Below are 21,033 nucleotides of genomic sequence, written 5' to 3' on the forward strand. Positions count from 1 at the left end.
ACATGGACCTGCTCGAACGCATCAAGAAGGCCCTGCGCATCGCCGGCATGGAGGAGCTTCCCTCGGACACCTCCGAGCCCCTGGCCGCGTACGGAATGGACAGCTTGCTGATGGTGCTCGGCGTCGCGGCGCTGGAGAAGGAACTGTCGCTGCGCATCTCCGGGCGGGACTTCTCCGAGCAGGCGTTCCACAGCCTCGACTCCCTGACCGCGTGGCTGCGAAAGCTGGGCGCCACATGAGGGTCCTCATCACGGGAGGCGGCTCCGACATCGGACGCTCCATTGCTCGCCGACGGCTCGCCCTGGGTGACGAGGTGTTCGTGACGGCGTCCTCGGAAGCCTCGCTGGAGAAGCTGCGGGCGCGGTATCGAGACGACGGACTGAAGGCCCAGGGGCTGGTGCTGGACCTCGCGGCGCCCGGACGCAGCGACGCGGCCCTGGAGGGACTGCTCGCCCAAGGCCTCCAGGGACTGGTGCTGAATGCCTGGACGCGGCGCCCTCCCCTGCACCGCTTCCATGAACTTCCCCAGGCGGCGCTCGAAGAGGATGTCACCGCGAACCTGATGGGCAACGTCTGGCTGCTGCGCCGCCTGCTGCCGTCCATGGTCGAAGCCCGCTGGGGCCGCATCGTCTTCATCTCCAGCATCTCCACCGTCAGCGGCACGGGGCGCTATGGCGCATACATCCTGTGCAAGTCCGCGCTGGAAGGACTGATGCGCAACCTCGCGGTGGACTACGGCGCGTTCAACGTCCTGAGCAACACCGTGCGGCTGGGGCTCTTCAAGACGACGCGGACGAAGAAGTACTGGTCCAGGCCCCTCTACGTGGAGCGGATGGGCGGCGTCATCCCGCAGGGGGGGCTGGGTGAGCCCGAGCACTTCGGCGAAGCGCTCGACTCCCTGTTGTCCGCGCACCAGTACATCAACGGCGCGGTGTTGGACGTCACCGGGGGCCTCCCCATGTTCCGATTGGAAGGAGTGTTGAAGCCATGAGCTTCTTGAAGCCCACCGCACCGGTGTACCTGCTCGGGCCCCGCTCGTGGCTGCCCGCGAAGGTGATGACCAATCAGGACGTGCTCGACTGGATGGGGACTCGGGCGCGCCCCAGTTGGATTACCCACAGGACCGGCGTCGAGAAGCGGCACTGGGTGGAGCCGGAGCAGGCGTGCAGCGACATCGCGGCGGCGGCGGCCCTGCGGCTGCTGGAGGACTGCGCCATCGACCGCCGGCGAATCTCCCAGCTCTTGCTGGCCACCGTGTCGGGTGACTTCCCCACCCCGCCGACCTCGCCACTGGTCCTCCCCAAGCTGGGACTGGATGGCATTGGCGTGCTGGACCTGGTGGCCGCCTGCGCGGGCTTCACCAGCGCCGTCCATGTGGGAGCAGGACTCGCGCTGGCCACGGGGAGCGACCATCTGGTCATCGCCGCGGATATCCGCTCCAAGTTCCTCAACCGCGAGGACCTGGCGACCACGGCCCTGTTCGGTGACGGGGCCGCCAGTTGTCTGGTAACTCCGCGCCCCGAGCAGGCCGACTATCAGCTCGTGGCGAGCGAGCTGGGTGCGGACGCCTCCATGGCGGACATCATCGCCATCCGTGCCGGAGGCTCCCGCCTGCCCCACCACCTGAACGATGACCCGACCAAGGTCTTCCTGAAGATGGAGCACGGGGCCACGCTGTTCATGAAGGGTGTGGACAACATGTCGGCGGGCGCGGCGTCGCTGCTGCGGCGGCTGGGCATGAGCGTGGCCGACGTGGACTGGTTCGTCCCCCATCAGGCCAACCTGCACCTCATCCGGGCCATCACCGACAAGCTGGGGGCGGACCCCGCGAAGGTGGTGGAGACGGTCCAGTTCACAGGCAACACGTCGGGAGCCAGCGTGGGCATCGCGCTCGCGCACCTCCAGGAGAAGCTCCCACTGCGCGCGGGGCAGAGCGTCCTGCTCATCTCCGCGGGTGCGGGAGGCGCGTCCGCCTGCGCGCTGCTCAAGCGCCTCTAGCCACGGAGCGGACGCCTCATGAGCACCGCACACGCCTTCTTCCGCGCGGATGACACCCCTGCCCTCATCCTCGGAGAGGAGACCTGCTCCTTCGCCGCACTCCGCCGAGAGGTCGAGACCCTCAAGGCGGGCCTCGTCGACAGGCCGCGCGGTCTCGCCATCCTGCGGGCCCATCGGAGCCTCGGGTTCATCACCCGCTTCCTGGCCTTCTACGAGGCGGGTGTTCCGCTGGCCGTGTTCGCGCCGGAGTGGACGGACTCGGAAGTCAAGGCGCGGAGAAGCGGCCTGGGGGACTGCTTCGAGCTGGACGAGTCCCTGTCCGTCTCCTGGCGAAGCGGCCGAAGCGAGCCGCCCCACCACCCGGAGACAGCCGTCGTCCTGTTCACCTCCGGAAGCACGGGGGCGCCTCGGGCGGTGCAGCTCTCCCGGAGGAACATCGAGGCGAACGTGGCCGCGGTCCTCGCGTCCCTCGACTTCGCGTCGGTGTCCCAGCAGACGCTGTTCCTTCCGCTCTCCTACTCCTTCGGACTGCTCGGACAACTGCTCCCCGCGCTGGCGGCGGGTGTCCCCACGTCCCTGCTCGGCAACCTGGTCGAACTCAAGCGGCTGCTCGACGAAGGGCGACTACATGGGATGATCAGCGGAGTCCCCTCCCATCACGAGACCTTGCTGCGACTGCTCGGCGACGCACCCGCGCTCACGAAAGACGTCACCCACGTCGTCTCCGCTGGCGCGGCGCTGAACCTGGAGCTGCGCCAACGCCTGATGCGGGCCTTTCCCTCCAGCCGCGTCTACACCTGCTACGGCCAGACGGAGCTGGCGCCCCGGGTGCTCTGCCTGCGCAGCGACCACCCCGCGTTTCTCTCCACCGCCACCGGCTTCCCGGTCGGCTCGCTCACCGTGAAGCTCACCCCGGAGGGCGAGCTGTGCGTGCGCGGCGAACAGGTGATGTTGGGGTATCTGGGAGCACCCGAGGCCACCCGCGAGAAGGTCCGCGAGGAGGGCTGGCTGCACACCGGCGACGTGGCGGAACGGAGTCCCGAGGGGCTGGTGACGCTCCTGGGGCGCAACGATGACCTGCTCAAGGTCGGCGGGGAACGACTGAGCCCGCTCGAAATCGAGGCGGCCCTGCGTGCCCTGCCAGGAGTGACGGACGCCGCCGTGTCGGGCCGCGACGATGCCTTGTATGGAATGACACTGACGGCCTTCCTGCAATTCGAACCCGGCGCGCCCAACCCTCTCAAGCGCGAGCTGCGGCAGGCCCTGCGTGAGCGCCTGTCCCCGCACAAGGTCCCCACCGAGTTCTACCGGGTGGAAGAGCTCCCCCGGACGTCGAATGGCAAACTGCAACGGGGCCGACTGGCGGCGTGCCTGCACCCCGAACAGCGCCTCGGCTGAGCACCCTTCCTCTCGCCCTCTCACAAACGCGCATCAACAACAAACACATCCAAATCCACCAAATTGACAGGATATCCACGAAAACCTAGACAACTCACCGCCTCCTGGGACTTCACTTTCACCAGACAGGCGCGAAGGAGTTGTCATGAAGAGACATGTGATGTTGCTGGCCGTCCTCGGCATCCTGGGTTTCGGTGGCGCGGGCTGCGGGCCTGGGGAGGAGCAGCAGGAATCCCCCTCGGAGGAGACGACCGAGCAACTGCCTGGGGAGGAGACCTCGTCCGAGGAGAACAACGTCGAGCAGTTCGCGCGCAACTGCAAGACGACCTGCTCGGGCATCACCGCCAGCGGAGGCACCTGTGGTGTCGTTGGCTTTGGCTCCACCACCTTCCTCGGCGGTTGCAAGAAGGCGTGTCGGTTCGCGCGACAGGACGCCGATGCGAAGGCGGCGAGCTATGGCTGTCAGCTCACCCAGTGCAGTGACGCCTGCGGGTAGTTCACCGATGAGCACCTGAGCCGGACCTCGGTCTGGGGACAGCAGGCCCCTGGCTTGCCGTCCCCTGCCCCTCCAGAAGCCAATCACGCACCGCGAGGAAGCGCGCCGAGGGGGCAGCGGCGCCAGGCCGGACAGTGGGCGAGAACCTCGCCGCACCGTACAGTCCGGCGCGTGACGCATTCACCGAACGACCTGGCGGCGCTCGCAGCCGATGCGACGGACACCTTTCGCCTGCGACTCGCCGAGGCGCTACGACACCAGGGCGACCCACGGGGCGAGTTCATCCAGGTGCAGTGCGCGCTCGCCAAGGCCGGGACGAAGGCCGCCGCGCCGACGCTTCGGGAGCGCGAGGCCTCGTTGCTCGCGGCACATGAGGCGACGTGGCTCGCGGAGCTCGGACTCCTGCCGGGGGACGCCGTGTTCGTGCGCGGGTTCGTGGACCGCGTCACCGTGGACGCAAGCCGCGCCCGTGGCGTCTACGCACGGCTCATCCGGATGGAGCCCGTTCGAGCCTTGAGTCTGCGCGTGGACCTTGGAGGCTCTGAAGCAGAACTCTCCCTCGTCCTCGAGGAAATCCGTCGAGCCGGCCTCCCTCCGTCGCTGGAGCAGCTCACCATCGACCGGAAGAACTCCTGGGAGGACATCCATGACGATGCGCTCGAGCGTCGACGCCAGGACACGCGGACGCTCGGGCTCTCGTTGGACCTCCACGACTTCACCCGCCCCGACGCGGGGCTCGCGCTGCTGAGCATCGCCCTCACCTCCCCTGACACAGCGTCGCTCGAGTCACTCGGCATCAAGCTCACGGGCCTCGGGGCGAATCCGCTGGAAGAGCTCCTCGATGCCTTGGAGCGCGCGGGCCCTCGACCGTCGCTGCGTGAGTGGTCCCTGGAGTTCTCCAGTCCCAACGGGAAGGAGCGCATTCGCTGGGTCCAGCTGCACTCGCTCGCGCGCCTGCTGGCCCTGTACCCGAGGCTCCAGACCCTCGTGCTGCCCATGACGGAGCTTCACGCCGAGCACGTCGAGCATCCCGAGCTGCGTGAGCTCTCACTTCACTGGCTGGGGCACACACCCTGTGGCCCCTCGGACCTGTCGCAGTGGAAGCACGCGCCCGTTCCCAAGGGCACCGGGCTCCAGTTCCTGCGGGAGGCACGACTCCCGAAGCTCGAGCGACTGCACATCGATTTCCAGTACGAGTGGTACATCGCGTGGACCCCCGAGGACCTGGCGCCCCTCTTCGAGGCGAAGGGACTTGCCGCCCTCCGTCGGCTCGAGCTGCACAACTGCCACTTCGGCGATGTGTTGTGCCGCGAGCTGGTCCGCATGAAGCACGTCCAGTCGCTCGAGGTGCTCGACCTGACGGGAGCCATCCTGACCGACGGGGGCGCCGAAGCGCTCACGCGCAACCGGGTCCATTTCCCGCACCTGACGCAGCTGATCTGCGGTCCCTGGGGGCTCTCCGAGCCCGCCTGGAAGGACCTGGTGAAGCACTACCCCGTCGTCTCGCCCTGAAGCCCCGCGGGCGCCCAGGACCTCGTGTCGGTCCTGGAGCCCGTGAGGACGGCTGACGAGGGTCAGTCCCCCGTCGCCCGCACCGTGCCACCGCTCGCCCAGTGGTCCACGGCGGCGCGCGCGGCGGTCTTGTCGAGCAGCTCCTCGAGCAGCTTGGGGCGCGCGATTTCGTCCGGCTCGAAGACACCCAGCAGCGCCAGCTCCGGCTTGGCGTCGCCGTAGTGCTCCTCGCCCACGGTGAGGAAGCTCGGGGTGTAGCTCGCGCCAATCAGGCCGCTCACCAGCGGGGCGATCTTCAGCGACGCGCCGTGGGCATGCACCGGCCCGGCGGGAACGCCGTTGCCCTTGACGAGGCCGATGTCGTGCCCCAGGAACCGGACCTCGTACGCCCGCGAGTCATCCCAGTGGGGGACCTGCTCGATGACGAGCGTCAGGGTGCCCTCGGACTTGGGGCCGGCGTCCTGGTTCGCCTTCTGGATCTGCCCCTTCAGGGCCTCGAAGACCTCGGGAGCGAGGGCCGCCCAGCGGTCGCGTCGGGCATAGGCGGCCCGGATGTTCTCGTTGATGGCCTTCAGAGATGCTCCAGCGCTTTTCGACGGCATTGCGGCCCCTCGGGGTTGTTGGGAGGCGGCGATGGTGCCTCCCTGCTGGCGGCCCTGTCCAGAATCTCACGATTCCAGGAGGTCCACGCACCCACATGGAAGCGGGGCCCGCCCCTTCAAGCCCCCTGGAGCCCTCCAGTGAAGGCGGCCGCGAGGAGGTCGCCGGCCTGCCCACCGGGGCGGCAATCTCCCTTTGAAATTCGCGGCGGCTTCTCGTAGTTTCCCCGCGACTTCGAGGAGTGTTGCGAGGCCTCTGGCCCCAGGCTCGAAGCGGAATACCCAACGGCACTCACCTGGACGCGTTGCTTGCGAGGGTGGGTCCGCTTTCAGCGGCTCGGCAGGTCCTCGCCAGCACGATTCGCAACCATCAGCAGGAGCCATTCTCATGACCGCCATTCCCCAGACCCAGAAGCAGGACCACGCCGTCGCCGACCTGTCGCTCGCCGCGTGGGGCCGCAAGGAAATCCGGATCGCCGAGAGCGAGATGCCCGCCCTCATGGCCATCCGCGAGGAGTACGCCAGGCAGCAGCCGCTCAAGGGCGCTCGCGTCACTGGCTCGTTGCACATGACCATCCAGACGGCGGTGCTGGTGGAGACGCTGCAGGCGCTGGGCGCCGAGGTGCGCTGGGCGTCGTGCAACATCTTCTCCACGCAGGACCACGCCGCCGCCGCGCTCGTCGCCGCGGGCACGCCCGTGTTCGCCCACAAGGGCGAGACGCTGAAGGAGTACTGGGACTTCACCCACCGCATCTTCGAGTTCGGCCCCGCGGGCAGCGACCACGAGGGTCCGAACATGATTCTGGACGACGGTGGTGACGCGACGCTGCTGATGCACCTGGGCAAGCGCGCGGAGAAGGACGCGAGCGTCCTCGCCTCGCCCCAGAGCGAGGAGGAGCGCGAGCTGTACGCCTCCATCAAGGCGAAGCTGGCCCAGGACTCGACCTGGTACTCGCGCAAGGCGGCGAAGATCCTCGGCGTGACCGAGGAGACGACGACGGGCGTGCACCGCCTCCAGGAGATGTCCGTGAAGGGCACCCTCCTGTTCCGCGCCATCAACGTCAACGACAGCGTGACGAAGAGCAAGTTCGACAACCTGTACGGCTGCCGCGAGTCGCTGGTGGACGGCATCAAGCGCGCCACGGACGTGATGGTCGCCGGGAAGATCGCCGTCGTCGCCGGCTACGGAGACGTGGGCAAGGGCTCCGCGCAGGCGCTGCGCGCGCTGTCCGCCCAGGTGTGGGTCACCGAAATCGACCCCATCTGCGCGCTCCAGGCCGCCATGGAAGGCTACCGCGTCGTCACCATGGACTACGCCGCGGACAAGGCGGACATCTTCGTCACCGCGACGGGCAACAAGAGCGTCATCACCCACGACCACATGGCCAAGATGAAGGACCAGGCCATCGTCTGCAACATCGGCCACTTCGACAATGAAATCGAGGTCGCCTCCCTGGAGAAGTACCAGTGGGAGGAGATCAAGCCGCAGGTCGACCACGTCATCTTCCCGAACAACAAGCGCATCATCCTGCTCGCCAAGGGCCGGTTGGTGAACCTGGGCTGCGGCACCGGTCACCCCAGCTACGTGATGTCCAGCTCGTTCGCGAACCAGACCATCGCGCAGATCGAGCTGTACTCGCACAGCGACAAGTACCAGGTGGGCAAGGTGTACGTGCTGCCCAAGCACCTGGATGAGAAGGTCGCCCGGCTGCAGCTCCGGAAGCTCAACGCGCAGCTCACCGAGCTGACCCCGGAGCAGGCCTCGTACATCGGCGTGGAGAAGAGCGGTCCGTACAAGCAGGACACCTACCGCTACTAATCCTCCGACCGGAGGACTCCTGCTGGAGCGCGAACCCGTCCGGGTTTGAGCTCCGGCAGGCCGGTGTCCCGTCGAACACGTGAGCGGTCATGAGCCGCCGCTGATGGAACGACCTCCGCTGGCGCAACATCCCTTCGCGCCAGTGGAGTCGACGATGTGGCACCCCGTCAGGAAGCCAGATGCGCCCGGGACAGGGCGGGTCTACGTTGCCGGGCCATGGGTTCCGTCGCAGCCAGCGAGGCACGCGCCGCACCAGCCGTCGCCAGGCCCTCCCCGCCCATCCGCCCTTCCATGCGCTTCCCGCTCTCTTTGTCTCCGCTCGCCCTCGCGTGCGCGCTGTTCCTCGCCACCGCGCCGGCGAAGTCACAGCCGATGGACCCGGAGGCCGCGCCCCCTTCGGCCGTCTCCCTCACCGTGAGCGGAGGCGTGTCCCTGGGTGTGTATGAAGCGGGCTTCCTGTACTACGCGCTCGCCTCGTCCCGGGGCAGTCAGCGCGTGGACCTCCGGCTGCTCACGGGCGCGTCCGCTGGCAGCCTGAACTCGCTGCTGGCGGTGCTGGCCGCCTGTGGCGTCGAGGCGCCCTCCCCCGAGAAGTCGCTGTTCTGGCGCACCTGGATTCCCATCGGGTTCGACCGCCTCTTCCTCCCGTCCTCGACGACGCCGCTCGGGATGTTCTCGCGGGAGTGGCTGGAGCGCGGAGCAGCCGGCATCGAAGTGGCCTGGAACCAGGGAGTGAGTCCCTCGTGCGACGTGGTGCTCGGCGTGTCCACCACGCGCGCGGAGCCTCGGGTCCTCTGGGCCGCGAATGGGCGCCTGTCGCTGCCACGCATCGAGGAAAAGTTCGCCATCCGCATCCAGGGCCGAGGCCCCGGAAAGGCCCCCCGCGCCACCAACTACACGACGCCCGGCAGTCGTCGCCTGGAGCCGCTGCTCGTCACCGATGCCCAGGGCGAAATCCCCTTCGAGCACCTGCGAAACCTCATCCTCGCCTCCATGTCGTTCCCGGTGGCCTTCCCTCCGCACTCACTGCCCACCTGCGAGTCGAGCTCGTCCACCACCACGCCCGCGGTCTGCCCGCTGTCGGAGGCGAAGACCGCCCGGTTCATCGACGGAGGCATCTTCGACAATGCGCCGCTGCGGCTGGCCGTGGGGCTCGCGCGCGACGGGCTGCGGCCTGTCGACGGCAAGCTGAAGTGGCGCGATGTCCCCACGCCGGGGGTGCGCGACACCCCGAAGGGCATCGCCTTCGCGTTCGTCGACCCCGATGCCACCGAGTACCCCGTCCAGCTTCCCGCCGAGTCCCAGGCCGAGGCGGAGTCCCTGCCGGCCGAGGTGGCCGGGCTCGTCGCCGCCCTCGTGGACACGGCGCGCTCGAAAGAACTCTCCATGCTGCTCGAAGAGGAGCCCGAAATCGCCAGGCACCTCGTCGTGCCACGTCGGCACTTCCCCGCCGCGAGCGCGCCCCTCTTCGCCTTCCTCGGCTTCTTCGAGACCGAGTTCCGCACGTTCGACTTCTACCTGGGCATGTACGACGCCCGCAGGATGCTGGAGGACGTGAGCGCCGGCACGGCGCGCTTCGCGGACCCTCTTGGCGAACCGACGGAGGAGCCCGGCGGGTGGGCGCCGTTCACCTGCATGCGCGCCGTCTATGACGGAGCCTCGGACGCCACGCGGGCCTGCCAGGGTGACGCCATGGCGGACTTCCGCGCGCTTTTGCAGGTGTCCCTGGACCAGCTCTACTTCGCGTGTAGCACCGCCCGGAAGCAAGCCGAGGGTACCCCCTGGCGCAACCCGCACTGCGACCGCGCCATGGCGGGACAGCCTCCGCCCCACGTCCCCGGCATCGCGCCGAGCCGCTGGCCGGACTGGAAGAAGGGCGCCACGGAGCCGGAGCTGGACTACTCGATGCGGCTGCTGGGTGCCTATGGGTTCCAGTTTCGCGACCTCGGCGTGGAGCCGGGGCGTGGAGACCTCGCCATCGTGCGCATCCGGGAGTCCATCGGGCGGGCCCTCCACCGGCTCACGTCCGCGCAGCCCGGCGCCGACAAGCAGGTGGTCGGCTTCGCGGGCAAGCTCGCCGCGGACAGCGTGGCCTTCGCTCCGCCGGACACCGTGATGCATTTCACCATGGGCCCCACGCAGAGCGAGGTCGGCCTGAGCCTGGGGGCCTTCGCGTCGAGGCTCCCCACGGGTCTCCGGTTCGCGAGCGCCGTCGGCTTCCGGGGCCTCGAGGACGTCTTCTCGTCGGGAGGAGGCGAGTCCTTCTCGGTGGCCCTCGTGGGAGGACTCGAGTACCGGCCCCGCACGGACCAGTCCTTCCTCGCGCAGAGCCGCTTCGGACTGCGTGGCGGGTGGATGTTCAGCGCCAATGACAACTATGGGACCACCGACTGCGAGGACCGCGGTGCCAGCCGGGTGACGGCCTGCTCGCGCCCCGTCGTCCAGGCCCTGGCGGGTATGGCCTTCCTGGAGCGGTTCCGCGTCCAGCTCGTCGGTGAGTGGTACCCGGGGTCCACCAACCGGAAGACGCTCTGGTCGATAGCCCCTGGCCTCGGTGTGGAAGTCGCGCTCTGATCTCTCCCTCACAGCGCCCAAAGGAAGCCACGCCATGCATTGGAGAGCCCTGCTCTGCCCTGTCGTCCTCGTCCTCGGTGCGTGCTCGGAATCACCCGACCCCACGCCCACCCCGCCTCGTCCGCTGAAGGCTGTCCTCTTCCCCTACATCCCAGACGCCGCTGGAGATGGCTTCGCGAGCCTCAAGCAGCGGCTCGAAGCCGACTTCGAGCGGGCGAACTCGGACATCGACCTGGACATCGTGTTCGACTCACAACTGGACCTCTATGACCTGGATGAAGGCGGCGCGCTGAACCAGCTCCTCGGTCAGGGCACGGGCGCCGCCCAGGTGGTGGAGGTGGACACGTTGATTCTCGGCTCGCTCGCGTCGAAGGGCTGGATTCAGCCAGTCCCCGTGCAGCCGGGCGTCTCACATCCCGCCGCCGAGGAGGCCGTGCGCATCTCCGGTGAGGACTATGGCGTCCCCACCTATCTGTGCACCTACGTCGTCTATTCGCGCAGCCCCCAACTCCAGACGGCCACGGATGGAGCGTCGCTCGTCCAGATTCTGGGCGAGGTGTCCCCCGGCAAGCGCCCGCTCGCCGTGAACTTCGACGGGAGCTGGACGCTGCCCTCCTCGTACCTGGACGCCTGGGCGGACACGCATCCTGGCTCAGCGCTCGCGAGCGCCATCACCCTGCCGCTGGACTCGCCCTCCGTGGCGTCCTTCAAGACAGTCGTCGACAGCTGCGCGCTCGAGCAGGGTGTCAATCCGTGTCTGGATGGCACCTACGACTCGAACACCGTGGCGGAAGAGGCCTTCGCGACGGAGCAGGCCAATGGCTTCATGGGCTACACCGAGCGGCTGTTCTTCATTCGCCAGGCCCGGCCCTCCCAGCCGCTCCCGCAGGTCATCTCCGTGCCGCTCGGCACCGGCTCGGCTCCGGCGGTCTTCGTGGACGCGCTGGTGCTCAACGCGAACTGCACCGGGACTTGCGCACAGGATGCCCACGCCTTCACCGAGTTCATGAGCGACCCCGAGGTTCGCCGGCTGATTGCCTTCAGCGAGGACGCTCCCGCGGGCACCTCGCCGCGCTACCTGCTCCAGGCCAACCGCGCCTTCTACCAGCAGGAGCCCGCGCGCTCCGACCCCATGTATCAGAAGTTCGAGCCGCTCCTCAGCGGGGCCCGGCCCTACCCCAACCAGGGCTTCCCGGAGAACAGGAAGGCGCTTCAGACAGCGTTGCTGGAAGACTTGCAGTAGCACGCGAAACGGGAGGAGAAGGTGCCCGTTTCACCTTCGCCTCTCGTATTCTCGTGGCCCCCTTCTTCTCCGAATCCCCCATGCGACTGACTGTTCTGAGCTTGCTCTGCCTCATGTTCACCCCTGGCTGCGGGTCCGACGTCCCGAAGTCCTCGCTCGCGGCCTGCTCGTTCACCGACAAGTGCACGAGCGCCGAGGAGGTTTGCTACGTCAGCCAGGTCTGTGGCCCGCCCGCCTCGAACGGGGAGTCGCTGCGCCAGCAGGAGACGGGCGACCGCAAGTGTCACCGCCGCTGCCAGGACGATGACGCCTGCGGGTCCGGCGAGTCCTGCGAGACGGTCCGCTGGGTCCAGCGGACGGACATACTGACCGACACCACCCTCTGCATCAAATAGCAGGAGGCGCGACGTCTTGCTTTTGTGAGCAGTTGAGGGGCTGAGGACTCAGGTCCCCAGCCCCTCGACTGCTCACGGCCGCTCAGGGCTGGCCGAGGTTCGTCCAGGTGTTGGTGGCGGGGTTGTACCGCTCGATGGAGTCGTTGAGGTTCGTGGCGAGGAGGTAGCCGCTCCAGCGCCCCACCCCTCAGGGACCGCAGGGAGATTGCATGTCCAATCCCATGTCCAGATAGGCGCGGGCACCGCTGTTCCAGAACTTCTTCATGACGTGCTCCGCGTTGGGCATGGAGTGGCCCACTCCACACACATCCACCTTGATGGCCCCTGAGTTGGAAGTGAAGTCAGCCTGGTCCAGGAAGTCCAGGTTGGGGTCCGTGGAGGACATGTGGCAGGTGCGGCAGTAGGGCTTCACGACGCCCCGATAGAGCCCCAGCCCCTTCTGCTTGCTGTTCTTCCAGTTCGGAGGCACGTAGGTGTCATTGGCCACGGCCGTCACATCCCAGACGGGCTTGGGCGCGTAGGTGCCCTCGATGAACTCGCGGATGCCGTCGGTGGGCCCCGTCAGGGTCACCAGATGGTTGAGGCGCCGCAGGGCATCCGCCTGGGCCGCGTGGGTGAAACCCGCGGCCGTGGAGTAGCGGAAGCTGAAGACATCGAACGGGAGGAACTGCGCCTGTCCCACCACGGAGTTGGTGGCCGCGTTGTAGTTCGCCTTGATGCCATGGCAGGACAAACAGTTGCCGGGCACGAAGGTGTTGAACCCGGTGTTGTCGAGCTGCGCCGCGGGCGTCAGGAAGCCCGCGGCGTCGTAGACCATGAACTTCACGCTGTTGGGGGAGCCAGCCGGAGGCGTGAAGGTCATGGCCACGGTGGCGAACGAGTTCGTCCGGGCCACGGCGTCCTGAAGGGCGGACGCGGAGCTGCCGCCGAAGACCGGCTGGCCATTGAGCACCCCGTAGTTCTTCACATAGCAGGCAAGGCCCACCATGGACGGGGGGCGCGGCCGTGACACTCCAGTGGAAGAGGGGCTCGGGCCGGTTGACGTGGGTGGGCGTGGTGGTGGTGATGGCCGTGGCGAACTGCTGCCAGTGGGACTCCACCGCCGGGTCCAGGTCCGGGGCCCTCAAGACCTGGAGCGAGATGGGCGTGCTCGGCTCGGGGTAGTAGCCCTCGAACAGGAACGTCTCTCCAATCACCGAGTCCCCGGTGGTGGTTCCATTGTGAGGGCCCGTCATACAGCCCGAGGTGGCCAGCAGCGTCAGACAGGACAACACGAGACGCCGGAACGAGAGCGGCGGCATGGTCGGAGCTCCTTCGGGGGAAGGCGCCCGAAATGGGGCACTTCCCCCCGAGGAGAACGGCCGCGCCCCTCCACGTCCTGACTCGCGTACCTCCAGGACGCGTCCGCGTCCAAGTTGAACGCGGCCTGCCGGGACACGGGGGTCTTGCCGACACCCCACGAGCGACACCGCGCGGAGCGTGGCCCTGGCGGACTCCCGGCACGGTGGCTGCAATCGAAGCTTCCGTGACGCACCCACCCGGGCACGGGGCTCCCCCACGCTCGACGATTGTGAGCCCGCATGATCATCAAGTGCAAAAGGTGTCATGAGAACACCTTCGTCTTCGAGTTCGAGAGCAAGAAGATGTGCAGGAGATGCATCCGCCTCGTCGCCCGGGGCCAACCCACGAAGGGCAAGTTCAAATACGGGGACAACAAGCTCGATCACCACAAGCAACGGGTCCAGAAGGTCGACATGCGGGTCAGCGGCATCTCGAAGACCCGGCACACGCTCCGGCGCACCCAGTCCGCCATGACGTTGTCAGAGGTCTCGGGGTCGGGCTCCGGGCAGGGGATGATTGAGGAGCCCACCACCGTCGACGACACGGCGCCGTATATCCCGCCCAGCGTCATGCGACTGCAATGCATGACGCTCTTCATCCCCTTCGACGCGGGGAACAACTTCTACAAAACCAATGCGAAGAAAGGGACCTTCCAGGCGGACTTCATCCCCCAGCGAGACAACCACTTCGCATCGACGTCGGCTCCGACGACCTCCAGGGCCCTCTCCTCCCTCAACACCAGTGTCTATCCCGGTCAGCAGGTGTTCGAGGCCAGGTCGACTCCCATGACGCCCACGCAGATCGAGGGCAGCTACGACAACATCGTCCTCAAGCACATCATGGCCTGCACGAACTCGTCGGAATGGAAGCGGGTCCATGCCGCCAGTCCCATCGACCTGCATGTCCAGTTGAGCAGGCTCTGTCCCGAGGTCATCTTCCTCTCGGAGGAGCTCAAGGACGCCCCATTCCCCAAGGTCCTTCAGCCCTGCCCGGAGCTCAGGTACCGGAAGATCGGCAGCATCAAGGACATCCTCGGTCCCGACGCCGGCGTCGACGCGAAGAACGAGATTGCCGCCTACGCCCTGGTGGACGAGAAGTTCATGTCACATGTCCTGTACGACGCGAAGGTCCTCTTCCGACAAGGCGTCAAACACAAGGAGAAGTGGCTCTGCGTCCAGAAGATCAGTCCCGAGTTCCAGGTCCATATCGATATCGCGGGCGTCCACCTGGATGCCGGATACACGGGCTTCACGTCCGACACCAAGAAGCAGCAGGCCCTTGCGGCGGTAGGCGAGTTCGCGCGCCAGAACGATATCGACGCGCTGCTGGGTGACCTGAACATGGACTCATTCGAGCTGAACGGAGGGTTCTTCCCGAATCAGTTCAACTTCACGACGCTCGCGGACAACACCGTCAAGCCCACCTACACCCTGTCGCATTCCAATACCAATTCACAGAACAACTACATGGGTGGGTTGATCGCCAACACCGACCAGGTTGAAACCGAAGCCATGAACCTGAGAGGCGAAGACACGGTGTCGCTGTCCCGAACGCTGGATGGGAAGTTCTATTCAGACCACCCGGCCATCATGGCGAACTACTTCAAGTCCTTCCACGGCTGAGGCAGGCCGCGGATTGGCGCATTCGTTCAAGCCCGCTCGCGCTCGCGCTCCTACCCTGGCGATGAAGTTGTCACCAGGAGGACCCGCATGGCAGCGCCCGGCCCAATCCAGACTCCCGCCTTCCGCGTTGGAAGGACCTCGACGTGGTGGCTCGCAATCCTCTCGCTCGCGGTCGTCGGCGGTGCGTGTGGCTGCGCGACGACGCCCACCCGCCACCTCGTCTTTCCCTCCACCCCACTCTCTCAAGCAGAGGTCCGCGCACCTGGGACGGTGCTGATGGTCCTCTCCGCCGCGTCCGAGCAGCAGCTCGCGGACGGCTCCAGGCGTCAGACAGGGGTGTTCTTGAACGAGTTCTACGAACCCTATCGGGCGCTCGTCGACGCGGGCTACACGGTGGTGCTCGCGACGCCGGGGGGACGGACGCCCGCGTTCGACCCGGAGGGACAGAAGCCGTCGTACTGGAAGGAACGACCCGAGGCGCTCGCCGAAGCGCAGGCCCTGGTGGCGAAGCTCCCCGAACTGGTCGCACCGCTCCCGCTGTCCGAGGTCCGCACGCGCGCGGAGGCGTTTCAGGCCATCCTCGTCCCGGGAGGACAGGGCGTCATGGTGGACCTGCTCCACGACACGGACCTGCACGGACTGCTCGTCGACTTCGGGGCCACCGCCCGTCCCGTGGGGCTCGTCTGCCATGCGCCCGCGCTCCTCTCGCGCCTGCCGGCCGGGCAGAGCCCCTTCGCGGGGCGGCGCGTCACCTCCGTGTCCGGCTTCGAAGAGTGGTACATCGAGACCTTCGTCATGGGCGCACGCGCACAGGTCCGAGGCATCGGAGAGCAACTCGACGACGCCGGCTATCACCATGAGACGGCGTTCCCGGGCCGCTCGCGCGCCGTGCGCGATTGCAACCTGGTGACCAGCCAGAACCCCTTCTCCGGCGCGGACTTCAACACGCTCTTCCTCGCCGCGCTCAGTGACTGGCGCAACGCGGGGCGGTGCGAGCTGGCGTCGAGCGCGGCTCCGGACACTTCTCCATGACTTGGGGCGGCTGACGATGGAGGACCAAGGCGTCATGACGAGCCCGGCCCTGAGCGCCGTGCTGAAGGCGGCCGTCGCTCGTGACTACCCGGAGATCGCCACGCAGGGGCGGGACAAGGTCGACATCCTCCAGGCCGTCATGGATGCCCATGGGTGGCGCCCGGTGTTGGAGCTGGGCCGCGAGCTTCGGACGCTCTCATCGCACCCCGTCTTGCGAGCCCTGGGCGCGGGGCAGACGCCCCGACACACCGTGGAACGATGGAGCACGCTCGAGCGCTTCATGCACTCCCGGCACCGTACGCGGCTCGTCGAGCATGACCAGGCCCGTGCGCGAATGACGCTGCGACACGTGGCCATCGACGGCGGGAAGATTCGCGTCGTCAACGACCTGTTCATCTGGGGCGTCCTCGTCGCCATCCTGGAGACCGCGGGCTTCACGGGGCTGACCGTGTCCCTCGAGTCCGTCGTCATCCACGGCGGGGCCTCACGCGCCGGCCCCAGGACGCTGCCGGAGGTGACGGACCTGGCGACCTTCTCGTGGAAGCCCACCCGACAGGCCCCCCCACCCGCCAGCGAGGCGCCGGGGACGGCGGAGCCACAGGAGGTTCGCGGCCGGCTCCAGAAGCTCATGGGCGAAGACCTGCTGCATCCCTGGACACTCGAGGAGAGCGCGCGGCGCCTCACCCTGTCCCGTCGCACGCTTCAACGCGCCTTGCGGCAGGAAGGCACGACGTTCTCGGAGATGCTGCAACGCTCCCGGGTCGACGCCGCGCATGCGCTGCTGGGAGATTCGGGGCTGACGCTCACGGACGTCGCGTTCTGTACGGGCTTCTCCGACCAGGCGCACTTCTCGCGGACGTTTCGCAAGTACAACGACATTCCTCCCTCGGCGCTGCGCGAGCTGGTGCGCTCCACGGGCTCCACGGCACGAGGCAAGGCCCAGGTCCTCGCGCGCCAGCGCTCACCGCGCTGATGTCATGGGTACGTCCAGGGATGCGTCCGGACGGGCGCATTCCCCACCGACACCCAAGGAGCCACGCCATGACCGACCATCTGCGACCTGAACCCGGGTCCTTCTCCCAGATTTCATCATCGTCCTATGAATCGGAGCTCGCGCGCCTCCTGATTCCGAACACCTCCTGGACGCTGCTCCTGGTGAGGATGCCTTCGTTTACTCCCGAGGAGGCGGTCTACATCCACGAGAAGTGGCCCGGTCCTCGCGTCATCGCGACCCGGATGGAGTCGATGCTCTGGCCCATCGTGAGAGACGCTTCGCGAGACACGGGAGGAACGCGGGCCTTGCCTTCGGTCGAGGTGGTCAGCGCTCCCATCGAGCCTCCACTGCTCGAGGCCCTGAAGCGACTCTGGAACGCCGCGCTCCTCAGGACGCGCTTCCCGCCCAAGGCCCATGTCTATCTGGACGGAACCAGCTACCACCTCGGCGCTTTCTGCCGCGGGGTGGGGAGCTTGACCGGACGGACCTGGAGCCCGCCGCCCGCCTCCCGCATGGCGGGACTGGTCGACATCGGAGAGAAGCTGACGCGCTACGCGCGGGGGCCCGAGGAACAGCGCGCGAGCATCGCCGACGCGCTCATTGAAGAGAGCGCCGACCTGCTCCAACGGTTCGAATCCGAGGATGCCTTTGGGGGCCCGGCGCGGGGATAAGGAGGCGGTTGAACGGACAGGCCCCTGGGGCCAGTTGTCAGGGATGGCCCAATGATGATTCGTTGCGGCCCGGGTCGCCCGTGCGCCCCACAGGGGGAGTCCATGATGCGTGGCAGCCAGGTGCGTTGCGTCCTTGAAATGGGCTGTTGTGTCTGGTGTTGCTGATGAGTTGCTCCGGGCCGGTCCCCGAGCCCGGCCCCGTGCTCCCCGCCACGCTCGACGGTCATCAGCGAGACCGCGGCGCCCCACTGCGCCATTTCACGCGTGCGCGTTCGCAAGGACGACCGCTTCCCCACGGAGCGCCAGTCCTCTCCATCGGGAGCGGAGATCTCCTACTCCGTCGCCTCGGACCGCAGGCTGTGCGGTGAAGGGGGCTGCCAATCGAATCCCGCGCCCACCTGGCTGGGCGTGCCATTCGCGGTCGGGCAGAGCGAGGCGGTGGTGGACCTCTCACCCTCCAGAGGAGCTCAGCTCTGCTGGAAGGCGACGGTTCGCAGTCCGAACTTCTCGTGCCAACCGGAGATCTTCAACGTGGACGTGGGCTACGAGGTCAGCCTCGTGCCCTGAGCCACGGCCTCCTCCGCGTGACGCCTCCCCCGTCAGTACTCCGGGCGGGGCGTCAGCCCGAGCTGCTCCCTGAGCTTGTTCTCGGTGGGGTGCGAGGGCCGGATGTCGGGCGTGCTGGCGTCGCCGTCGTGGTCATAGGGCAGCCCCACCGCGGCCAGCTCGCGGTTGTTCACGCCGTCCGTCTCTCCCGGTGCGCGCGTCCCCGTGGCGTAGTTGTAGCCATGCACCAGCTCGTGGAAGAGCGTGGTGACGGGGGGCTTCACCTGCCAGGACTCGTCCCCCTCGTAGTACTCCGTGTCGGTGGGATTGTATTTGATGGTCGCGTCCGAGCCCGGCCCCGGCGTCCCATCGGGCCTCAACCACGAGTCGTCGTCGTTGGTCGGAGAGGCCGAGTCTCCACCCGAGGTCTCCCGGATGGTGGTCGACCTGCCACTGGCATCCAGCCCCGAGAGCAGCTCCCGTCCCACCGGGAGGGATTCCAACGCCTCCAGGTCCGACTGCACACGCGCCTGGAAGTTCGCATCCCCCTTCACCGTCACCGACGTGCCCACGTCCTCGCTCAGGTCCACCGTGGTGACGGTGTCCTGGCGCGAGCGCGCCACGGTGTCGTTCTTCTGCGAATAGACCTCATCGCGCCCGGAGCCGCCGTCAATGGCATCCTTGCCGGCCCCTCCCGCGAGCACATCGCTCCCCGAACCGCCGGCCAGCGTGTCATTGCCCCGCCCGCCAATCACCTGGTCCTTGCCAGAGTCGCCCTTGAGGCTGTCATCGCCACGGCCGCCATCCAGGTAGTCCCGCCCCGCCCCGCCGCTCACGGCATCATTGCCGCCCAGGCCATACACCACGTCCCGGCCATCTCCGCCCCGGATGGAGTCATCACCCGAGCCACCCTGGAGATAGTCATCTCCCTTTCCGCCATGGATGGCCACGCCCGTCGTCACGTTGACGTCCACGGTAATCTTGTCGTTTCCGTCGCCGCCCTTGATGACCACATTCTCGGCCTGCTCCGCCGTGAGCTGGATGGTCGAGCTCCCGCTGGTGATGGTCAGCCCGCCCTTGGGGCCCTGGGAGACGGTCGCCGTGTCGTCCCCCGCGCCAAGGTTCACCACCGTCCGTCCGGACCTGTCCTCGCTGACGGTCGGCGGGGTCGCGCTCGATTTCGCGCGAGGCGCGCCCGTCAGGTCCGGGCCAGGCCTCCGCTGCGCCGCATCAAAGGAGTCTCGCGCGAAGGAACTCGCCGGCTTCGCGGCCTGAGGGAGGACCGGCTTCGGCTTCGCCAACTCGGCCTTCGGCGAGGACAAGAACGGCTTGGCGAGGACCTTCGCGGCGACCTTGGTACCGGACATGGAGGTGCTCCTCAGGGACGGAGAGACCTCTCCTACGGCGCGAGCATGAAAGCGGTTACACCCACGCACTTCAGGGGTGGCGGGTCCAGGGGTAGATGCGATAGCCCTGCCCGCGCGGAAGCTGCTCGATGGTGACGACATGGTCCTCCGTGCCCGTGTGACGCACGCGGTAGATGACCGTCTCGTCGCGTCCCGCGTGGTGCTGGAAGACCCCTTGGAGTTCGTCGCCATGGACGACCCGGTAGCCGGCCCTGGAGCCGTCGATACCGTCGTCGAACTTGTATCCGGAAGACTGTCGTTCGAGGCCCTCAAACACCTCGGTGACCCAGGCGCGAGTCATCCCGCAAGCGTACCCGGCTGGAGAGCACGGGTCATGCGCGGCGAGACGCCGGACGTGCTCGTAGCAGGAGTCTCCCACGAGGGGCGGCGTGACGGGCTCCTGCTCGGCGTGACACGCGAGCAGGAGCAGGCACAGCGGAAGGAGCGCGGCGCGCCGGCTCAAGGAGCGCAGTAGGCGATGCGCTCCTGGGTGTAACGGCCCCGCTGCTCGCCGAACTTGTTGAGGATATCGGGGCAGTCGCAGTACTCGCGGCCGACCTCGATGTTGTTCACGTACCAGTAGCGGTTGAAGGCGCGCGTCCCGTCACACGCCCAGATGAGGGCCTGCTCGGTCGACTCGATGACCTCCGACCCGTCCACGGACAACTCCTCGGGTGCACCACCACAACCACTCAGGACCAGCGCGACGACACAAGCCAACTTCGCGGGCTGCTTGAACATTTTTCGGCTCCCATCCAGTGAAGGTATCGCCGAACGCATCTATCACAGGAGCAACTGGATTTCGAGCCAGTCTTGTTCTCCCCGCGTGAAACATATCCAGGCTCACTCGACGACAAAGCCGCCAGGGCAGGAACCCCTGGGGCTCCGCCGCCACGGGGCTCAGGTGGACGAGGGCGTCAACCTGCGCCATTCCAGGACGACCACGGCCTGGCTGCCCCCAAACGCGAGAGGCTCGGTGCGCAGGAAGAGCCGATGGCCATCCAGGACGGCCTTGCGTCGCTGCACAGTCCCCATCCAGTTCGGAAAGAGGCTGCCCTGGATGTGGTGAGAGACCGTGTCCGTCTCCTCGTCGACCTCGTAGGTCCCGAAGTACACGGCGGCTCCGTCCAGCGCGGCCTTCGCTTCCTTCTCCTGGCTCCCCAGCAGGTCCGCGGACTGGAAGCGGGCGCGGGCGCCCCGCATCAACTGCACCGACATGCTTCCATGTTTGTCATACATCAACATCCCCAAGAGCTGATGCCCGAAAGGATGGGCCCTGCTGCCATCGGGGAGGAGGCTCGCCAGGGATACGAGCTGCCAGGTGCCGACAAGTCCATCCTTGAGCATCGGTTCATCTCCTGCGGGGAAGGTTGAACGGCCATGCGGG

Annotated in this window: 24 protein-coding genes and 1 riboswitch; of the genes, 17 read left to right on the forward strand and 7 right to left on the reverse strand. The window is 67.4% G+C overall.

Going from position 1 to position 21,033, the window contains the following annotated elements; all coding sequences use genetic code 11:
- The first annotated feature begins 2 nt into the window (after positions 1-2).
- From HUA74_RS34830 to HUA74_RS34855, 6 genes are all read left to right on the forward strand, one after another.
- On the forward strand, positions 3-239 hold the full coding sequence (locus HUA74_RS34830) for an acyl carrier protein (RefSeq protein ID WP_141641549.1): 237 nt from the start codon (positions 3-5) through the stop codon (positions 237-239).
- Positions 236-991 carry an SDR family NAD(P)-dependent oxidoreductase gene (locus HUA74_RS34835; RefSeq protein WP_174458005.1) on the forward strand — a complete coding sequence of 252 codons (756 nt, stop codon included), beginning with the start codon at positions 236-238 and terminating at the stop codon, positions 989-991. The genes HUA74_RS34830 and HUA74_RS34835 overlap by 4 nt, the downstream gene beginning before the upstream one ends.
- Entirely contained in the window at positions 988-1,998 is a 1,011-nt protein-coding gene (locus HUA74_RS34840) for a 3-oxoacyl-ACP synthase III family protein (RefSeq protein WP_174458006.1), read from the forward strand. The genes HUA74_RS34835 and HUA74_RS34840 overlap by 4 nt, the downstream gene beginning before the upstream one ends.
- An 18-nt stretch (positions 1,999-2,016) precedes the next feature.
- The gene (locus tag HUA74_RS34845) at positions 2,017-3,396 is read left to right on the forward strand and encodes a class I adenylate-forming enzyme family protein (protein ID WP_174458007.1); all 1,380 of its coding nucleotides are present in this window, start codon (positions 2,017-2,019) and stop codon (positions 3,394-3,396) included.
- Positions 3,397-3,541: 145 nt separating this feature from the next.
- Positions 3,542-3,892 carry a hypothetical protein gene (locus tag HUA74_RS34850; protein ID WP_174458008.1) on the forward strand — a complete coding sequence of 117 codons (351 nt, stop codon included), beginning with the start codon at positions 3,542-3,544 and terminating at the stop codon, positions 3,890-3,892.
- Positions 3,893-4,063: 171 nt separating this feature from the next.
- Positions 4,064-5,404, forward strand: coding sequence for a hypothetical protein (locus HUA74_RS34855; protein ID WP_174458009.1), 1,341 nt, complete (start codon positions 4,064-4,066; stop codon positions 5,402-5,404).
- Between the two features lie 62 nt (positions 5,405-5,466).
- On the opposite strand, the gene HUA74_RS34860 is transcribed toward HUA74_RS34855, so the two are convergent.
- Positions 5,467-6,006, reverse strand: a complete 540-nt coding sequence (locus HUA74_RS34860; protein ID WP_141641543.1) for a hypothetical protein — start codon at positions 6,004-6,006, stop codon at positions 5,467-5,469.
- Between the two features lie 228 nt (positions 6,007-6,234).
- Positions 6,235-6,304, forward strand: a riboswitch (S-adenosyl-L-homocysteine riboswitch).
- Between the two features lie 87 nt (positions 6,305-6,391).
- Between HUA74_RS34860 and ahcY the strand changes: the two genes are divergently transcribed.
- From ahcY to HUA74_RS34880, 4 genes are all read left to right on the forward strand, one after another.
- On the forward strand, positions 6,392-7,822 hold the full coding sequence (ahcY, locus tag HUA74_RS34865) for an adenosylhomocysteinase (protein ID WP_174458010.1): 1,431 nt from the start codon (positions 6,392-6,394) through the stop codon (positions 7,820-7,822).
- A gap of 216 nt (positions 7,823-8,038) precedes the next feature.
- Entirely contained in the window at positions 8,039-10,396 is a 2,358-nt protein-coding gene (locus HUA74_RS34870) for a patatin-like phospholipase family protein (RefSeq protein WP_254625382.1), read from the forward strand.
- A gap of 34 nt (positions 10,397-10,430) precedes the next feature.
- A complete protein-coding gene (locus HUA74_RS34875; protein WP_174458011.1) occupies positions 10,431-11,639 on the forward strand; it encodes an extracellular solute-binding protein in 1,209 nt (402 codons plus the stop codon).
- 80 nt (positions 11,640-11,719) lie between these two features.
- Complete coding sequence (locus tag HUA74_RS34880; RefSeq protein ID WP_174458012.1) at positions 11,720-12,034, forward strand: hypothetical protein; 315 nt, start codon at positions 11,720-11,722, stop codon at positions 12,032-12,034.
- Between the two features lie 82 nt (positions 12,035-12,116).
- Here the strand turns inward: HUA74_RS34880 and HUA74_RS46110 are convergent, their stop codons facing one another.
- Together HUA74_RS46110 and HUA74_RS34890 are read right to left on the reverse strand one after the other, a co-directional pair.
- A complete protein-coding gene (locus HUA74_RS46110) occupies positions 12,117-12,218 on the reverse strand; it encodes a hypothetical protein (RefSeq protein WP_141641538.1) in 102 nt (33 codons plus the stop codon).
- Positions 12,219-12,221: 3 nt separating this feature from the next.
- Positions 12,222-13,022, reverse strand: coding sequence for a hypothetical protein (locus HUA74_RS34890; protein WP_174458013.1), 801 nt, complete (start codon positions 13,020-13,022; stop codon positions 12,222-12,224).
- 17 nt (positions 13,023-13,039) lie between these two features.
- On the opposite strand from HUA74_RS34890, the gene HUA74_RS34895 reads away from it, so the two are divergent.
- The 6 genes from HUA74_RS34895 (at position 13,040) to HUA74_RS34920 (ending at position 18,261) form a co-directional block, all read left to right on the forward strand.
- Positions 13,040-13,198 carry a hypothetical protein gene (locus HUA74_RS34895; protein ID WP_174458014.1) on the forward strand — a complete coding sequence of 53 codons (159 nt, stop codon included), beginning with the start codon at positions 13,040-13,042 and terminating at the stop codon, positions 13,196-13,198.
- Positions 13,199-13,614: 416 nt separating this feature from the next.
- Positions 13,615-14,997, forward strand: a complete 1,383-nt coding sequence (locus HUA74_RS34900) for a hypothetical protein (RefSeq protein ID WP_174458015.1) — start codon at positions 13,615-13,617, stop codon at positions 14,995-14,997.
- A gap of 87 nt (positions 14,998-15,084) precedes the next feature.
- Positions 15,085-16,029, forward strand: a complete 945-nt coding sequence (locus HUA74_RS34905) for a type 1 glutamine amidotransferase domain-containing protein (protein WP_254625383.1) — start codon at positions 15,085-15,087, stop codon at positions 16,027-16,029.
- Between the two features lie 34 nt (positions 16,030-16,063).
- Positions 16,064-17,002 (forward strand): helix-turn-helix transcriptional regulator, encoded by a 939-nt coding sequence (locus HUA74_RS34910; RefSeq protein ID WP_254614687.1) that lies wholly within the window; start codon positions 16,064-16,066, stop codon positions 17,000-17,002.
- 68 nt (positions 17,003-17,070) lie between these two features.
- Positions 17,071-17,694: a hypothetical protein gene (locus HUA74_RS34915; protein ID WP_174458017.1), complete on the forward strand. Its 624-nt coding sequence runs from the start codon at positions 17,071-17,073 to the stop codon at positions 17,692-17,694.
- 264 nt (positions 17,695-17,958) lie between these two features.
- Positions 17,959-18,261, forward strand: a complete 303-nt coding sequence (locus tag HUA74_RS34920) for a hypothetical protein (RefSeq protein ID WP_174458018.1) — start codon at positions 17,959-17,961, stop codon at positions 18,259-18,261.
- Positions 18,262-18,293: 32 nt separating this feature from the next.
- Here HUA74_RS34920 and HUA74_RS34925 read toward each other — a convergent pair whose 3' ends face one another.
- Complete coding sequence (locus HUA74_RS34925; RefSeq protein ID WP_254625384.1) at positions 18,294-19,607, reverse strand: M91 family zinc metallopeptidase; 1,314 nt, start codon at positions 19,605-19,607, stop codon at positions 18,294-18,296.
- Positions 19,608-19,677: 70 nt separating this feature from the next.
- Complete coding sequence (locus HUA74_RS34930; RefSeq protein ID WP_174458020.1) at positions 19,678-19,947, reverse strand: hypothetical protein; 270 nt, start codon at positions 19,945-19,947, stop codon at positions 19,678-19,680.
- 33 nt (positions 19,948-19,980) lie between these two features.
- Between HUA74_RS34930 and HUA74_RS34935 the strand changes: the two genes are divergently transcribed.
- Complete coding sequence (locus tag HUA74_RS34935; protein ID WP_174458021.1) at positions 19,981-20,121, forward strand: hypothetical protein; 141 nt, start codon at positions 19,981-19,983, stop codon at positions 20,119-20,121.
- Here HUA74_RS34935 and HUA74_RS34940 read toward each other — a convergent pair.
- Together HUA74_RS34940 and HUA74_RS34945 are read right to left on the reverse strand one after the other, a co-directional pair.
- Complete coding sequence (locus tag HUA74_RS34940) at positions 20,106-20,387, reverse strand: hypothetical protein (RefSeq protein ID WP_141641531.1); 282 nt, start codon at positions 20,385-20,387, stop codon at positions 20,106-20,108. The genes HUA74_RS34935 and HUA74_RS34940 overlap by 16 nt on opposite strands.
- 159 nt (positions 20,388-20,546) lie before the next feature.
- Positions 20,547-20,993, reverse strand: a complete 447-nt coding sequence (locus HUA74_RS34945; protein WP_174458022.1) for a lipocalin-like domain-containing protein — start codon at positions 20,991-20,993, stop codon at positions 20,547-20,549.
- Positions 20,994-21,033 lie beyond the last annotated feature (40 nt).

The sequence above is a fragment of the Myxococcus sp. CA051A genome (assembly GCF_013336705.1).
Lineage (GTDB): Bacteria > Myxococcota > Myxococcia > Myxococcales > Myxococcaceae > Myxococcus > Myxococcus llanfairpwllgwyngyllgogerychwyrndrobwllllantysiliogogogochensis.

Excerpts from the sequence above, each read along its gene's own strand:
- HUA74_RS34830 (WP_141641549.1), top strand. The coding sequence starts at position 3 with ATGGACCTGCTCGAACGCATCAAGAAGGCCCTGCGCATCGCCGGCATG.
- HUA74_RS34835 (WP_174458005.1), top strand. The coding sequence starts at position 236 with ATGAGGGTCCTCATCACGGGAGGCGGCTCCGACATCGGACGCTCCATT.
- HUA74_RS34840 (WP_174458006.1), top strand. The coding sequence starts at position 988 with ATGAGCTTCTTGAAGCCCACCGCACCGGTGTACCTGCTCGGGCCCCGC.
- HUA74_RS34845 (WP_174458007.1), top strand. The coding sequence starts at position 2,017 with ATGAGCACCGCACACGCCTTCTTCCGCGCGGATGACACCCCTGCCCTC.
- HUA74_RS34850 (WP_174458008.1), top strand. The coding sequence starts at position 3,542 with ATGAAGAGACATGTGATGTTGCTGGCCGTCCTCGGCATCCTGGGTTTC.
- HUA74_RS34860 (WP_141641543.1), bottom strand. The coding sequence starts at position 6,006 with ATGCCGTCGAAAAGCGCTGGAGCATCTCTGAAGGCCATCAACGAGAAC.
- ahcY (WP_174458010.1), top strand. The coding sequence starts at position 6,392 with ATGACCGCCATTCCCCAGACCCAGAAGCAGGACCACGCCGTCGCCGAC.
- HUA74_RS34870 (WP_254625382.1), top strand. The coding sequence starts at position 8,039 with ATGGGTTCCGTCGCAGCCAGCGAGGCACGCGCCGCACCAGCCGTCGCC.
- HUA74_RS34875 (WP_174458011.1), top strand. The coding sequence starts at position 10,431 with ATGCATTGGAGAGCCCTGCTCTGCCCTGTCGTCCTCGTCCTCGGTGCG.
- HUA74_RS34880 (WP_174458012.1), top strand. The coding sequence starts at position 11,720 with ATGCGACTGACTGTTCTGAGCTTGCTCTGCCTCATGTTCACCCCTGGC.
- HUA74_RS34890 (WP_174458013.1), bottom strand. The coding sequence starts at position 13,022 with ATGGTGGGCCTTGCCTGCTATGTGAAGAACTACGGGGTGCTCAATGGC.
- HUA74_RS34900 (WP_174458015.1), top strand. The coding sequence starts at position 13,615 with ATGATCATCAAGTGCAAAAGGTGTCATGAGAACACCTTCGTCTTCGAG.
- HUA74_RS34905 (WP_254625383.1), top strand. The coding sequence starts at position 15,085 with ATGGCAGCGCCCGGCCCAATCCAGACTCCCGCCTTCCGCGTTGGAAGG.
- HUA74_RS34910 (WP_254614687.1), top strand. The coding sequence starts at position 16,064 with ATGACGAGCCCGGCCCTGAGCGCCGTGCTGAAGGCGGCCGTCGCTCGT.
- HUA74_RS34915 (WP_174458017.1), top strand. The coding sequence starts at position 17,071 with ATGACCGACCATCTGCGACCTGAACCCGGGTCCTTCTCCCAGATTTCA.
- HUA74_RS34925 (WP_254625384.1), bottom strand. The coding sequence starts at position 19,607 with ATGTCCGGTACCAAGGTCGCCGCGAAGGTCCTCGCCAAGCCGTTCTTG.
- HUA74_RS34930 (WP_174458020.1), bottom strand. The coding sequence starts at position 19,947 with ATGACTCGCGCCTGGGTCACCGAGGTGTTTGAGGGCCTCGAACGACAG.
- HUA74_RS34935 (WP_174458021.1), top strand. The coding sequence starts at position 19,981 with ATGCGCGGCGAGACGCCGGACGTGCTCGTAGCAGGAGTCTCCCACGAG.
- HUA74_RS34940 (WP_141641531.1), bottom strand. The coding sequence starts at position 20,387 with ATGTTCAAGCAGCCCGCGAAGTTGGCTTGTGTCGTCGCGCTGGTCCTG.
- HUA74_RS34945 (WP_174458022.1), bottom strand. The coding sequence starts at position 20,993 with ATGCTCAAGGATGGACTTGTCGGCACCTGGCAGCTCGTATCCCTGGCG.